This is a genomic window from Ruficoccus amylovorans (assembly GCF_014230085.1).
Taxonomy (GTDB): domain Bacteria; phylum Verrucomicrobiota; class Verrucomicrobiia; order Opitutales; family Cerasicoccaceae; genus Ruficoccus; species Ruficoccus amylovorans.
Map to the genome: position 1 here is coordinate 268179 of NZ_JACHVB010000020.1, position 14348 is coordinate 282526.

General features: G+C 61.6%; 10 protein-coding genes. 2 read left to right on the plus strand and 8 right to left on the minus strand.

The genetic code is table 11. The annotated features are described in order from the left end of the window. Positions 1–109: 109 nt before the first annotated feature. From H5P28_RS07605 to H5P28_RS07625, 5 genes are all read right to left on the minus strand, one after another. Complete coding sequence (locus H5P28_RS07605) at positions 110–745, minus strand: histidine phosphatase family protein (RefSeq protein ID WP_185675108.1); 636 nt, start codon at positions 743–745, stop codon at positions 110–112. A 97-nt stretch (positions 746–842) separates the two neighbouring features. After that, on the minus strand, positions 843–1283 hold the full coding sequence (locus tag H5P28_RS07610) for a hypothetical protein (RefSeq protein ID WP_185675109.1): 441 nt from the start codon (positions 1281–1283) through the stop codon (positions 843–845). Between the two features lie 24 nt (positions 1284–1307). Continuing rightward, positions 1308–1793: a hypothetical protein gene (locus H5P28_RS07615; RefSeq protein WP_185675110.1), complete on the minus strand. Its 486-nt coding sequence runs from the start codon at positions 1791–1793 to the stop codon at positions 1308–1310. Positions 1794–1838: 45 nt separating this feature from the next. Then, complete coding sequence (locus tag H5P28_RS07620; protein WP_185675111.1) at positions 1839–3509, minus strand: hypothetical protein; 1671 nt, start codon at positions 3507–3509, stop codon at positions 1839–1841. Beyond that, on the minus strand, positions 3509–5392 hold the full coding sequence (locus tag H5P28_RS07625; RefSeq protein WP_185675112.1) for a DNA translocase FtsK: 1884 nt from the start codon (positions 5390–5392) through the stop codon (positions 3509–3511). The genes H5P28_RS07620 and H5P28_RS07625 overlap by 1 nt, the downstream gene beginning before the upstream one ends. A gap of 476 nt (positions 5393–5868) precedes the next feature. Between H5P28_RS07625 and H5P28_RS07630 the strand changes: the two genes are divergently transcribed. After that, positions 5869–9384: a hypothetical protein gene (locus tag H5P28_RS07630; RefSeq protein WP_185675113.1), complete on the plus strand. Its 3516-nt coding sequence runs from the start codon at positions 5869–5871 to the stop codon at positions 9382–9384. A gap of 79 nt (positions 9385–9463) precedes the next feature. Here the strand turns inward: H5P28_RS07630 and lpxA are convergent, their stop codons facing one another. Beyond that, on the minus strand, positions 9464–10231 hold the full coding sequence (gene lpxA / locus H5P28_RS07635) for an acyl-ACP--UDP-N-acetylglucosamine O-acyltransferase (RefSeq protein WP_185675114.1): 768 nt from the start codon (positions 10229–10231) through the stop codon (positions 9464–9466). 93 nt (positions 10232–10324) lie between these two features. Beyond that, positions 10325–11653 carry a bifunctional UDP-3-O-[3-hydroxymyristoyl] N-acetylglucosamine deacetylase/3-hydroxyacyl-ACP dehydratase gene (locus H5P28_RS07640; RefSeq protein ID WP_185675115.1) on the minus strand — a complete coding sequence of 443 codons (1329 nt, stop codon included), beginning with the start codon at positions 11651–11653 and terminating at the stop codon, positions 10325–10327. 205 nt (positions 11654–11858) lie between these two features. Between H5P28_RS07640 and efp the strand changes: the two genes are divergently transcribed. After that, positions 11859–12416, plus strand: coding sequence for an elongation factor P (gene efp / locus H5P28_RS07645; RefSeq protein WP_185675116.1), 558 nt, complete (start codon positions 11859–11861; stop codon positions 12414–12416). Between the two features lie 326 nt (positions 12417–12742). Here the strand turns inward: efp and H5P28_RS07650 are convergent, their stop codons facing one another. Beyond that, a complete protein-coding gene (locus tag H5P28_RS07650) occupies positions 12743–14119 on the minus strand; it encodes a hypothetical protein (RefSeq protein ID WP_185675117.1) in 1377 nt (458 codons plus the stop codon). Positions 14120–14348 lie beyond the last annotated feature (229 nt).

The following is a 14348-nucleotide window of genomic DNA, read 5'->3' on the forward strand; positions in this document are numbered from 1 at the left end:
ACACGATGGCGGCTTGCTGAACGATGACAAGCCGAAACACGCTTATATTTTGGGAGAAAACCCAAATCCGCGATACACGTGGTAAACCAGAACAGCCTGAATGCTGGCATCAGCGAATATCATCTTCAGCGCCAAGTTCGGTCAGGTGATGGGTGTCGCCCCAGGTGTGGAGCAGCCAGCGGCCGTCCTCGCAGGTGAATTCCGTAAAAGCGCAGTTGACGAACTTGTAGGCGCGGCGGTGGTTCAGCGGGATGCCCAGTACATAGCGCAGGAACTGCCCCAGCACTCCGCCGTGGGTAACGATGCACACTGTCTTGCCCTCGTAACGGGCTGCCCACTCGTCCAAAGCCGCAGCCGTGCGGTCGTAAACATCGCGCAGGCTCTCGCCGCCGGGGATGCGGTAATCCGGATCGTGGCTGAGGTAGCTTTTCTCCTCTTCGGGGTATTTTTCGAGCGCTTCGGCCCGGGTCATCGCTGTGAGTTTTCCGAAGTCACGTTCGCGCAACCGCTCATCGCTAAAGCGCGGAGTCTGCGGATGCCGCGCAGCGATGAGGTCGGCGGTATCGACTGCCCGCTGGAGATCGCTGGAAATAATCGCATCGAGCGGCAGCCCGGCCAGGCGTCCAGCCACGGCCTCGGCCTGGGCGACGCCACGGGCAGTCAACGGGGAGTTCTCTTGCCCCTGATAGCGTGCCTGAAGATTCCATTCGGTTTCGCCGTGGCGGATGATGATGACTCGGGTCATGGCGTTGGGTGAGAGGGTTGGGATTTATGCGCAATCAAGGCCGTTATCGCGCGGACATCGTTCAATAATAAGTCGGAAGAATCAGAGCGGCGCAGCGTCAGGGCGTGTCAGTTTCCTCCCGACGGTAAATCACCTCAAGCAGCTTACTGTCGGCGTCCACGGTTTCGATCCGCTGGAGACTGGATTCACCAGCCTCGCTCTGGAGCAGGGCTTGCAGGGATTTGCGGTCGAGGTGCAGCTCTTTCAGCCGGACGTTGCCCTGGGAAAACTCGACCCGATAGGCACTTTCACCGGGTTCGAGCGGGCGGATTTTCAGTGCGGTCGGGCGGGCTGCCGTCGAAGCTCCCTTGCCCTTCGGGGGCGCTTTTTTTCGGCCTTGGGAAGACGCTGCCACGGGCTCCGGCGAAGCCGGAAACGGGAACTCGTCTCCGAAGATTTCAGTCACAGCGACCTCAAGCGCATAGACACGCGCATACGCAGCCTCCCGCTGAAGCAGGAGGTGTTCGAGCTGGATCTGCTGCTGCGGACTGAGCGCCATGCGGGGTTAATCCAACCGGGGCACTCAGGACTCGCGGCTGGGCTCGTCGGTGTCGGAGTCGCTCTCAGGCTCGGCGCTGGAACCGTCCTGGCCCGAAGACCTGGCGGACTTGTCGTCCTCACTCCCGGCAGCCGTATCGGCCGAGGCGGGCTTGTCAGAGGCGGACGCCGGAGTCACAGCGGCGGATGCGGTAGCTGCCGGTGACGCCGAAGCTTGTTTCGGGGCGGCGGCGGGCTTGGCAGCGGGCTTCTTTTTGGCGGACTTCGGCTGCGGAGCGAATTCCGCTACCGGCAGTTCCGGCTCGGGGAAGGGAAACTCAGCGTCGTCGCCGATCACCTCGTCCACCTGGGCCTCAAGCTCGGCAATCTTGCGGTAGGCCTCGGCACGCTCAGCCAGGAGCAGGTCGATTTTTTCGCGAGCTTCGAGAGCGGCACGAATCGTATCGGCATCGGCTCCCAGAATGATGGCGTTCCGGTCGAGCTCAACGATTTTGGTCGGTTTTTTAGCCATAATAAAAAAGGTTCAGGTTATGGGCTGAAGAGAGAAAATGGAGGATTAAAAGGGGCGGACCGTTTCCGGCTCGGCCATAGAAGCGGCGGTGGAATCTGTACCGGCGGAAGGCGAGTCATCGATGGAATCGGACGCCGCAGGCGGGACGTCTTTCACGGGCCTGGAGGTGCTTTCCTTTTCACTACCCGGAGACAGCTCCGAAGACGCCGCCCCTGCGGGCTGCTCTTCATCGACCGCGTGCCCGTTCTGGCAAGCAACGCTGACATCGGACGCGTCCACGGCGGAGTCGTCGGTAGCTGCGGACGCCTCAGACGCATGCTCGACAGAGTCAGCCACGCCGGGGAGATCGCCCCGGATGAGCGCGTCCAGCTCCTCCAGGCAGCGGCGAATGGCGTCCACCGTCGCGCCAACGGCGCGAGCCTCCGGCGCAGGCAGAAACTCGTAGGCCAACGTGCGCACACGGGGCGCAGGGTCGTCGCGCAGGCGGTTGCGGGCAGATTCGGAAAGTTTTAACGAAGTTGCGGCCAGTGCCCGCAGAGAGGGCAACTCGTGGCGGGCAAGCGCGTTGGCCAACTCCCCCCGGAGCCAGGGCGCGGGGCGGCGGGCGATGGCCATGTGGGCCAGCGCCACGGCGGAGAATTGCTCGTTGGTCAGGTATTCGAGCACTTCCTGCGGCGTGCCCTCGTGGGTGGCGAGCGCCGCCGTCACCTCCGGCTGGTTGAGCCAGCCAAGTTCGAGAAAGAGCCCCTCGGGCATGGCGGGGTTCTGCAGCATGGCCAGGCAGGCGGGCACGCATTCGCTGGTCACGATAAACTCGGCCACCTCGGGCCAGATGGCGGGGTTTTGCGCCAATGCCACGCACAGGTCGGTCTCCTCATCCTGCACGAGCTTGTGCTGGAGCCCTGCAGGGATGTCCTCGCAGGCGGCGACAAAGAGGCGGTCCTCCTTATCCTCCGAGCGACTGAGAAAGAGCAGGTCCACCTCGTCGGGCTGGCGGCTGGCGCAGACGGCCTGACGCACGCGGCGGTGGGGCGACATGAGCAGCGAGTGCCAACAATCCTCGGGGAGTGAGCTGCGGGTCATGAGCGCGAACTGGATGTCCTCGCGGTCACTGTCGGCCCAGAACTGGAGCACCTCGTCATCGGCGGCGGCGGTGGCCACCAGCGTGTGGCGCACGAGCGGGCTCGGGTCGCCGGAAAGCGCCACCAGCAGGTCCGGGTGGAGGTTTTTGTTCTGGACCAATTCAAGCCGGGCGGCGGCGTCTCCACGGGCGGCGATAATGGCCTGGGCGCGGAATTTCAGGGCCGGGTTTGCGGCCATGTGACGCCAGACCACCGGATTCTTTTCCTCCAGCAGACCCTCGGCGGCGTGGGCGGGCAGGTTGGCGTTGACGGCCACGGCGGCGCGGACTTCCTCGTCTGGGTGCTGGAGCAGTTGCAGAAGCGTGCCCGGCGGCGTGCGCGGGTTCTGGGCCAGCGGGACGAGCACGGCAGGCTCGTAATCGGCGGCGTGCGCCCCGATGTCCTCCAGCAGGCTGCTGGGGGTGAGCGCGTAGGTGGTCAGGAAAATCCAGGCCGCCAGCGGCGGGTTTTCCAGGGAAAGTTCACGCAGGAGCTGGCTCGAAATAGGCGGCTTGCGGAAGCGGCGCGCCACGGCCTCCGGCCCCTCCTGGCGGATGAGCCCGAGCAGTTCGGGTATGTTTTGCGGGGCGTCCATCAGCGGGGAAGATCGTTAGGGGTGACGAAGACCTCACGCGGCGAACTGCCGACCTGCGGGCCGATGTGGCCGCGCACTTCCATCTCCTCGACGAGGTTGGCGGCGCGGTTGTAGCCGATCTTGAGCTTGCGCTGGAGAAAGCTGGTGCTGGCTTTGCCGGTGGAGGCGACGACGGCGAGCGCGTCCATCAGCATCGGGTCGGCCCCGTCGGCGAACTCTTCGCCGGAGCCTTCGCCGCCGCCGGGCACGTCCTCGGGGTCCAGCTCCACGCGGTAGCGCGGCGGGGCCTGCTCACGGATGAAGTCCGTCACGCGCAGGATCTCGTCGTCGTCCACGAAGGGGCTCTGGAGCCGCCGCAGGCGCGACTGGCCCGGGGGCGTGTAGAGCATATCGCCCTTGCCCTGCAGGGTTTCCGCGCCCTTGCCGTCGAGGATGGTGCGGCTGTCGATTTGCGAAGAGACCTTGAAGGCAACACGGGTCGGAAAGTTCGCTTTGATGACGCCGGTGATGATGTTCACGCTCGGGCGCTGGGTGGCGAGGATGAGGTGGATGCCGACGGCGCGGGACATCTGCGCGAGCCGGGCGATGGGCGTCTCCACGTCGTCCTTGGCCGTCATCATGAGGTCGGCCATCTCGTCGATGATGAGCACGATGTAGGGCATCGGGGAAAAACCCTCCTGCCGGGCCTTGGTGTTGAACCCGGCGATGTTGCGCACACGGCGTTCGGCCATGATCTCGTAGCGCGTTTCCATCTCTCGGACCAGCCACTTGAGTGCCTGGCAAGCCTGCTTGGCGTCATCAACCACCGGGTGAATCAGGTGCGGGAGTTCGCGGTACATGGCCAGTTCGACGCGTTTGGGATCGACGAGGACCAGCTCCAGCTCGCCGGGCTGGAAGCGGTAGAGCAGCGAGAGGATAATGTTGTTAATGCAGACGGATTTACCGCTGCCAGTCGAACCGGCGATGAGCAGGTGCGGGGCCTTGGCCAGGTCGCAGAACTGGAACTGCCCGGCGATGTCCATCCCGAGTGCCACCGGGATGGCGGCGGTGCTGTTTTGCCAGACTTCGGACTTGAGCGCCTCTCCGAGGGTGATCGTGCGGCTGCGGGTGTTGGGCACTTCGACGCCGACGTAGGGCTCGCCGGGGATCGGGGCCTGGATACGGACGGCGCTGGCCTTGAGCGCGAGGGCGATATTATTGTCCAGCCCGGCAATGCTCTCGACGCGCACGCCATAGCCGGGCTTGACCCGGAACTGCGTCACGCGCGGCCCAACCGTGGAGTCGCACACGAGTGCATCGACCGCGAAGTTGTCAAAAGTCTGCTGGAGCCGCTGATGCAGGTCGTCCAGCTCGGCTGCGCTCATGTCCGCGTCCGGGTAATCCCCGTCGGCACGCAGGAAGGCCGTCCCCGGCAGGGAGTAGCCGTCGAGCTCGCCGCTCTCGTAGCCAATAACCGGCTCGACAGCAGGAGCGGAATCCGCGGGCATGGCCTCGGCTTCCGGTTCGGGCTCGGGGTCCTCCTCGCTGGCGCGGGGGGCCTGAAGGATCATTTCAATGTTGTACAGGCAGTCCCCCATCATCTGGGCCTGGGCGTTTTTGCGCTGTTCGCGGAGGGCCTGGCGCTCAGCCAGTTCCTCGCTCCATGCCTCTACCCTGGCCCATTCTCGCTCCCAGGCCTGTTCACGCTCTCGGTACTGGTCCGGCTCCTCGACGGGCGCGGGTTCGGCAACGGCGGCAGCGGGCTGGACGGGGGCTTTTTCCGGAGCCTCAGGGGCGGATTCAAGCGGGCCGTCTTCCTCTTCACGCGCAAAGGAATTCACCCACTGCTTCAGACGGTCAGTGAGCTTTGACTGCGTGAGGGCTCCGGTGATACTACGAAACATTCAGGAAGATTAAAAAACCATCCAGAAAGCCGTCCGGAGGGCACCTTCGCAAGCCTCTTCTTCGATTCAATTCCTGACATGTCCGAAAAACAGTCGGCAGCGAACAAGCCAGCGGCAGACCTTCCCCGCCACGGTCCTCGCAAGATACTCCTCCACTGGATACTGTCCGCTAAAAAACAGTGCAAACACCCCCACAAATCCAGCTCGTAAATATTTTGTATAAAGCGGTGCAACCGAAAGACGGAAACGACAGAGAATCCTTAACCAAAAATGTCTTAAGTATTTCACTAAAAAGGTTATTCGCTTATCTTTAATGTACTTAAACCAGCATCCCTGTCGCCAGGTCTCACCCCCGTATCTACCCATAACCATAGGGAATTGACAGCAAAGCGCAGAGTCCTGTTTATACCCGGGTACGCATTCGCGAACCTTATAAAAACCATTAGCTTAGGCATTCAGAGACAAGAGAAAGCCGAATGAGAACTTTACTCCTCTTCACCTGCTCCCTGCTCGGAGCCACCCTCAGCGCCCAGAAAGTTGACTGGGACAAGGCCCCGATCAACCCGGTCCCGATTAAGTACAAAGCCGAGCACTTCAACCTGAAGGGGCCGATCTTTTCGGCGGACAAGAAGGTCTTCAACGAGCAGGGCCTGCTGATCAAGGACATCAGCTACCTGCGCTACGAGAACGGCCTGCCCACCGGCAAGGGCTCCGTCGAGTGGGAAACCGACGCCGAGGGCAACGTCATCCGGCAAACCTTTGAGAGCGGCCGCGTGGACGCCTACACCTATAGCAACGGCTTGCTCGTCGAGGAGAGCTACGAATACGACAAGAAAAAAGGCACCAAGCGCTACAGCTACGACGAAGCCGGACGCCTGGTCCGTCTGGAGCGCGATGACAATGGCCAGACAGAAACCACCACCTACGCCTACTCCGTGGACGGCGACAGCGTGACCGTCACCGAGACCACGCAGAGCGGTACCTCCGCTGCCCGGCGCAGCTTCAAGACCTACAAGGGTGGCCTCCTCACCGCTTCGAGCACCGAGGGCGAGTCCATCGAGTTGAATGTCGAGTACACCTTCGACCCGTATGGCAACCCGACCAAGTGGGTTTATGCGCAGAACAATGGCGTGCGCGATGAGTTCGCCACCCGTTATCAGTACTACCCGGAACTGCGCAAGGCCAACCAGCTCAGCTATGGCTCCATCTACGAGGACCGCGTCACGCCCGTCGCCGTCTTCCGCAACGGCCAGATCGCCGAGGACATCACCTACTCCGAGCGCGCGGACGGCAGCGGCTACGCCATCTACGACGACTTCAGCAACAGCTACTACCTCGCCAGCGCCGGCTCCGGGCTCAAGCCCGGCGAGCGAATCGACGCCAAGCTGCTCGTCAAAGACGCCGACGCGATCGCATTCCTAAAGGGCAAGATCCTCCAGCCTCTTTACCGGGGCACGGCGATTTTTAAAGACTCCAAGAACGAACTCCTCGCTACCCAGAACGGCGATATCCTCACCTACTCCCGCCACAATCTCCTGAAACTGCACACATCGATGGCCTTCGTTCTGGTGCCCGGCGCGGAGGTCCTCAGGGGCCAGATGCTTGAGCAGACACGCCGCTATTTCGCCGTCCATATGTTTTACTCGGTCAGCGAGTTCGGCGAGCTGGAGCTTTTTCATAACGCCGGGAGTATTCCGGACCCAGCCTCTTTGCGCATGGGCAAGATGGGGGAAAGTGACCTCGTGCTTTACGTCAACGACGAGCCCTACTACCTTCTCCCCGGCGCCCTGGCCGAGCCGGAGCCGGGTCTGCACCTGGCCCGCTATTACGGCAAGAAGGACACTGACAGCGTCGAGCCGCTGCCGGAGGACTTCAAGCTCAGCTTCGACTACCTCTCCAAGGGGGCGAAGCCCGCCGCCCCCAGCCCTGACCAGAAGGATGTCGTCCCCGGCTTTAGCGAGCAGGATGTCGCCGCGCTCTACAACATCACAGCCGAGGACATGAACTCCCGCGTGTCCCCTTATATAAGCCGCACCGACGCGCCGCTGAATCCGGTTCCCTACGTGGGCAGCCTGTGGGACATCAACCTCGACGGCGATGTCGCCTACGCCTACGACAAAGACAACAGTTACTTCTTCGACGAAAACGGCCACCGCATCCACCCGCATCAGGACGTCTTCACCGACGAGGAAACCGCCCGGCGCGAGAAGGCCGTTTACCGGCTCTTTGACAACGCCAACAAGCTCCTCATGCACAAGGCGTTTTATCCGGGCGGCTGGGACACGATCTACAAGTACAACCCCGACGGCACCGTGCAAGCCACCTACATCATCGAGGGCGGCCAGGTCGTCGATCACTACGCCTACGTCTACGACAAGCAACGCCGGCTCGTGGAAACCGTGACGCGAAGGGGCGGCGAAACCACCACCGAGACCTTCACCTACCGCGAAGAGGACGGCCAGCTCCACGTCACGGCGAAATTAAAGGACCCTGAAGGCGAAATCATCCGCACCTACGTCTATGGCAACGGCCGGACCGTGCGCTTCACCGAGGATTCGTCCAACTACCACACGGACAAAACCTACCAGTACATGAACGACGATTCCGGCAACCCGTACGTTCGCCTGGACCAGGACGGCAAGGAGACCGACCTGCCGCTCTACTACCACACCGACACCTGGCAACTCGACCGCTGGCACTGGATCAACGAGGAACGCTACGGCCAGTACTCCCCCATCGTCTATGTGGACGACCGGCAGGTGACTGAGCTTTACGGCGCTTACAACGAGCAGAACCCCTTCCCTCACGGCGTGTTCTACGAGCCGATCGGCCAGAACTACTTCATCGCCGAAAACGCCTTGCTGCCCGCCACCCGCCAGGACCCCGACGCGCGCGGCAAGATGAAGCTCAAGATTTCCTCCCCCGCCATGCTTTACCTGACACCGTCGGGCATGTTCAACTTTTACGTGTACGGCAGAGCCATCGGCGACCTCAAGCAGTTCCGCCTCGGCAACAACCTTCTCATTTATAACAATAAAAACGGGCACACCTACCTGATCACGGACTTCGAACTCGGAGAGGAAAAATTCTATGCGGCCGAGGACCTCGGCTCCGACGTCACCACCTGGTTCCGCACCAGCAAAGAAAGCGACTTCTACTTCATCAAGAACGGCGAGCGCCCAACGGGACTGTCCAACGGCGGTTTCTACGACAACCGCGATCTCCTTATCAATAAGGACGGCAAGCCCTGGGGCATCCTCGACGCCGCCGACCTCAACGGCCCCTCCGGCAAGATTTATAAAATGACCCCGCTGGGCCAGCGAAGCCTCCCCGGCGAAGCCCCGCGCCCGCTCAAAAATGGCAACGTCCCCATTCAGAAGTATGGCTTCGGCGTCCCCATCACCCTGGAGCGCGAACGGGGCAAGGTCCGCTTTTACCAAAAGGGCCAGCCGATCTTCGAGCCAGAGTCCTTCGAGGTCGGCGACACCGGCAACGCCTTCGCCTTTTACGGAACGAGCAGCTACCACCTCTTCAAGCAAGCCTGGGGCTTGGCTGACGGACAGTCCTTGCTGGAGGAAAAGGTAATCATCGATCCGCTGCTGGTCGAAAACACCGGCTCGCAGACGCGCGTCTGGTGGAAGGGCAAGCTTGTACCGGAAAGTGAATACAAACTCTTCCCCTGCGACAACGGCAGCCGCTTTCTCACTCTGAGCAAGTTCAAGGAGTACTACGAGCTCAAGCCCACCACCGCCGCCCTCAACTACCAGGTCGGCTCCGTACTCGGCTCGTCGAATGCCCTGATCCAGAACACGGACGGGTTCACCGTGCTCGAGCGGGGCCTCCCCCTGTCCGGCGAAGAGGTCCAGCTCTACCCCAGCGACGGTAACCTCTTGGTCTATGTCGGCACAGACCCCGTCTATATCCTGTACGACATCGGTTCGCCCGACGAGCTCGCCCCCGGCATCTACCCGCTGTCCGACTTCAGCTATTAGCGACCGTTACCGAAGTTCTTGCACTATTTTTTTGGGCGTACAGCCCCAAAACCTAAGCCAAAAAGCTGGCTAGCGAAAATCAGCTAAACCCGCGTTCGCTGCGGGCGGTGAACTCCAGCATGGCCGCCACGAGGGCGTCGTCGGCCTGCGGGTGAGCCTTGAGCTTCTCGACGGCCTGGGAGCGGTTCAGCCCCTGCCGGTAGAAAATCCGGTACATCGAGCGGATCAGCTCGATCTGTTCCGGCGTAAAGCCCCGGCGCTCCAGCCCGATCTTGTTGATGGTGCGGACTTCGGCGGGGTTCCCGTCGGCGATCATGTACGGGGGCACATCCTGGACGATTTTCGAGCAGGCACCGGCCATCACATGCGAGCCGAGCCGGCAGAACTGGTGTACCCCGACGCCCCAGCCGATGACCACATGGTCGCCGACCACGACGTGCCCGCCGAGCGCCGAGTGGCTGCTCATGACGAGCCGGTCACCGATGATGCAATCATGGGCGATGTGGCTGTAGGCGAGGACGACATTGTCGTTGCCGAGCACCGTGTACTCGGCGTCCTTGGTGGCGAGGTGCACATTGGTGTACTCGCGGAAAACATTGCGGTCGCCGATTTTCAGGCCGGGGTTGCCGCCCTGGAATTTCAGGTCGTGCGTCTTCGCCCCGATGTAGGCGTAGGGGAAAACCTGGTTGTCACACCCCATCTCGGTGTTACCCTCGACGGTGGCGTGGTGCGAGATAATCGACCCCGCGCCGACCCGGACCTCGGCCCCGATGTAGGCGTAGGCGCCGACACGCACGCCCTCGCCGAGCTGAGCGCCGGACTCGATAATCGCGGTGGGATGAATCATCGTGGAATCTTCATCCGCCTGCTGCCTCGCACAATCCGCTTCCATTGAACAACTTTAAACTCTCAAACGTTCAAACTCTCAAACCTCTTCTTCTTACATGTCCCCACCGGCTTCGGCGATGGTAAACATGAGCTCGGCGGAAGAAACGACCTTGTCATTGACCTTGCAGATCCCCTCGGCCACGCCGATGCGATTGCCGCGGTTCTTGGTCAGGCGGACTTCGATCACGATCTGGTCGCCGGGGATGACCGCGCGGCGGAACTTCACCTTGTCGCAGCTCATGAAGAACGCGATCTTGTTCTCCGAGCTGATGCGGCGAAGCATCAGGATGCCCGCCGACTGCGCCATAGCCTCGACCTGGAGGACGCCCGGCATGACGGGCTGCCCCGGGAAGTGCCCGAGGAAGTACGGCTCGTTGTAGGTGACATTTTTGACCGCCACCAGCCGATCTCCGTTATCGGTGATCTCGATGACCCGGTCGATCATGACAAAGGGGTAACGGTGTGGCAGCGTGTCCAGAATCCGTCGGATATCCAGCTCGGTCTCGCCGGGCAGCACCTGTTGCGGGCCGCGGGTGTCTTTTTTCGCCTTGGGCTTGTTCAGGCTCTTGACGATGGCCTCGCACAGCCGGGCGTTGAGCGCGTGGCCCGTGCGTACGGCGATGATGTGCGCCTTGAGCGGCTTGCCCAGCAGGCAGATGTCCCCGACCACGTCGAGGACTTTGTGACGGGCGAACTCGTCCTTGAAGCGCAGGGGCTCCTTGGAGAGGATCTTGTCGCCTTTGATGACGATGGCTGAGTCGAGGCTTCCGCCCTGGATCTTACCCAGCTTGAGCAGTTCCTCGATGTCCTCGTAAATGGTAAAAGTGCGGGCCGGGGCGATCTGGGCTACATAGGTCTCCGGGTCAATATCCATCGAGACGTGCTGCGTGTGGATACCCCGGTCGTCGGCGCTGGTGCAGGTGACCTTGAGCCCGTCGTAGGGCAGCGCGATGAGCGAGCTGGAGCCGTTGGTGACCGAGACCGGCTCGGTCAGCTCGATGTACTCGCGCTCGGCGTCCAGCTCAACCGGCTCGGCCTGCTGGATCAGGTTGACAAAGTGCTTGGCAGACCCGTCAAGGATGGGCGGCTCACTGGCGTCCATTTCGATCAGGACGTTGTCCACGGCCATGCCGTTGAGGGCGCTCAGCACGTGCTCGATCGTGTGAATCTTCGTATGCCCGCTGGAAATGGTCGTGCTACGGATCAGTTCGCTCACGAGGGAAACGTCGGGCTTGATCTCAGGCTTGCCGTAGAGGTCCACGCGCCGAAAAACGATCCCGTGGTTGGCTGGGGCGGGCTTGAGAGTGAGGTTGACTTCCTCGCCGGTATGCAGGGCTTTGCCCTTGATACTGACGTCTCGGAGGATACTGCGTTGCTTCATGCGGGCGGGAAAAATACGTAAAAGAGTCAAGACCTTAGGGCCTTCGTGGCAATTGTAAAGAACGTGTTGCACCCACCACCGCGCAAAAACACCCTCCTAACCGGCACGGATAATCCGCGAAACCTCCTCGGGAGCCGTGAAAGCGGCGTTGACAGCGGGGCGGTTTTCTCCCATTGATCCGCCTTTTCCTTCTTTAAAGAACCCTATGGCATCACCCACCGAAATCCGCAAGGGCCGCGTCCTCACCTACCAGGATGCGCCGCACCTCGTTCTGGACATGCAGCACCGCACGCAGGGCCGCCAGGCCGGCTTCGTGCAGGTCACCCTGCGCAACCTCAACACCGGTTCGTCCACCAATGTGAAGTTCCGCTCGACCGATAGCGTCGAGTTCTGCCACACCTCGACGGCCAAGCTCGAGTACTCGTACATCGACGACCTCGGCTACCACTTCCTCGACCCCGAGACCTTCGAAGACAGTGTCCTGCCCTCGGAAATCTGTGACGAGATCGCCAAGTTCCTCATCGAGACCAAGGTGTACGACGTCCTCCTCGTCGACGACAAGCCGGTCGAAGTCAACCTCCCCGCCGCCGTCGAAATGAAGGTCGTGGACGCCCCCGAAGGCGTCAAGGGTGACACCGCCAGCAACGTGCAGAAGCCCGTCATCACCGAAACCGGCCTCTCCGTCCAAGTCCCCCTCTTCATCAAGAAGGACGAAGTCATCCGCGTCAGCACCGAGACCGGCGACTACCTCGGCCGCGCCTAGCCGCGCTGCGGCCCGCACAAAACATTTATTTGGCAAAAAGCCCCGCTCAATTCGAGTGGGGCTTTTTTGTGAAAAATCCGGACGCGCGTGGCGCGGATGCCGCCCGGGCACCATCCGTTCAGGCCCTTTAAAAAGGTTTAACAGGAAGGCCGGGAAGTGAGAAAGAAGATACCTCCGCTCTTACTTATCGTCCTTTCCGCTCTTCCTGTTAAATCCCTTGCTCCGTCGAGACGGTTGGAAAACGGTCCCATTCCTGTTGAGCAACGGTATTAATCCGCCGCGGTAAGATTACCGTCAATGGCCAGCCTGCGACCATTTTTGCAGGGTCACTCGCCGGAGGTGGCGACAGAGGACGCCGGGACCACGCGGATCATCACGTAGGAGGAGTAGCCGAGGTTCGCGCCCGAGCCGCCGACGGGCGTGCTTTTGTCGAGAGCTTCCACCAGCAGGGAGTAGAGCCCCGGACGCGTGGGTGCGCGCACGGTTATCGTGCCCTGGATATTGCCGGCCCCACGCTCCTCCCCCACCCCTTCCGGGTCTTCCGCCATGATGAAGGTGTCCGTCACTCCGGTGTAGCCGGAAGTATCGGGCGTGGACCACGAGAACGGCGAAAACACGTACGATAAATCGATATCCTTAAACGCTGGGAGCGACTGGCGAGAGTCGATGTCCACCCAGACTTTAAATGGCTCTCCAGCCGCCACCGGCTCGGAGGGCGGTGTCAATGTGATATGGCTGTCGAGGTTCCGCCCCAGCCCGTAAAAGCGCAGGCGGCCCTTGTCATTAGTACCGTACATCCGGTGCGGCGAGATGCGCTCGCCCCAAGGGGTCTGCTGCCGCAGTAGTTCCGGGGCAGTGCGGTCGGTCTGGATGTTGATCTGCTTGCGGGCAAATTTCGGACAGGTGCCGTCGTCCACAAAAATGGCGAAATTCCACGCCGAGGGGTTTGCCTCGTTCACGCTCCACTGCGAGGGCGGCAGGCTGCCGTCGAGTCCGAGCTTGTCCATGAGGGCCGGTGTCACCCGCAGGTAGCGCGAGCCGAGCTTTTCCTTTTGATGGTAAAAACTCATCCCCGGCTCGGTCGCCAAAATCACATAAGGCGCGGAAAACAGCCACACCGCGAAGCCTGCCACTGCCAGTGCCAAGGCCCCCAGGCCGATCCCGCCCAGCAGCAGGATCCAGCGGGCCCAGAGTTCGGCCATGCGGTTGCGCGAGAATGGAAGCGCATCCCAGCGCGCCATCACCAGGAACCAGGCCCCGGCCAGGATGGCTCCGAAATTGACCCCGTAGGCGCGGTAACCGGTCGTAAAGGGGAGATTCCCGCGAGTGGTTAACTGGTAGTGATCGATGTAAGTCAGTTGCAGCCCGAGCAGGGGCTTGACCAGCTCCAGGCTCCGGTCGAAGCCGAGAACGGGGATGGCCGTGACCACCCAGAGCGTCAACGCGATCCGACCCGAGCGCAGGCCGAACAGCACCCACATCAGCCCGTACAGCCCCAGCAGGGCGTGGAGGGGGCGGGTCAGCGTGGCCAGGCCGGGCGTGTAGAGACTCACGCTGGCCAGTTCGAAACCGGCGGACACGAGAATACCGAGCACGGTGAGCACGCCGAAGGCGTTCTGCCACGACGAACGATTCCGCTCCAGCTGGATGCGGGAGTGCCAGTTGGAATGCCCGTGGGGCCCGCTCCAGTTCCTGTCATCCATTGCTGTTTTTCATGAAAAACTCCCCCTTGCCGAAAGCAAGCGATAAGCGTAACAAGAGGCAGTTTTAAATACAATCATTGCAGTGTTTTGGTTCCGGGGAATCCCGGCAACCGCCCTCAGAGCCACACAAATAAACATGAAAATAAATTAAACGAGGGGGACTCATCATCACCCCCCAAAAAGGGCGGGACGCCACTCCGGAGAGTAAGACGTCCCGCCTGCAATAATC

Excerpts from the sequence above, each read along its gene's own strand:
- H5P28_RS07605 (WP_185675108.1), bottom strand. The coding sequence starts at position 745 with ATGACCCGAGTCATCATCATCCGCCACGGCGAAACCGAATGGAATCTT.
- H5P28_RS07610 (WP_185675109.1), bottom strand. The coding sequence starts at position 1,283 with ATGGCGCTCAGTCCGCAGCAGCAGATCCAGCTCGAACACCTCCTGCTT.
- H5P28_RS07615 (WP_185675110.1), bottom strand. The coding sequence starts at position 1,793 with ATGGCTAAAAAACCGACCAAAATCGTTGAGCTCGACCGGAACGCCATC.
- H5P28_RS07620 (WP_185675111.1), bottom strand. The coding sequence starts at position 3,509 with ATGGACGCCCCGCAAAACATACCCGAACTGCTCGGGCTCATCCGCCAG.
- H5P28_RS07625 (WP_185675112.1), bottom strand. The coding sequence starts at position 5,392 with ATGTTTCGTAGTATCACCGGAGCCCTCACGCAGTCAAAGCTCACTGAC.
- H5P28_RS07630 (WP_185675113.1), top strand. The coding sequence starts at position 5,869 with ATGAGAACTTTACTCCTCTTCACCTGCTCCCTGCTCGGAGCCACCCTC.
- lpxA (WP_185675114.1), bottom strand. The coding sequence starts at position 10,231 with ATGATTCATCCCACCGCGATTATCGAGTCCGGCGCTCAGCTCGGCGAG.
- H5P28_RS07640 (WP_185675115.1), bottom strand. The coding sequence starts at position 11,653 with ATGAAGCAACGCAGTATCCTCCGAGACGTCAGTATCAAGGGCAAAGCC.
- efp (WP_185675116.1), top strand. The coding sequence starts at position 11,859 with ATGGCATCACCCACCGAAATCCGCAAGGGCCGCGTCCTCACCTACCAG.
- H5P28_RS07650 (WP_185675117.1), bottom strand. The coding sequence starts at position 14,119 with ATGGATGACAGGAACTGGAGCGGGCCCCACGGGCATTCCAACTGGCAC.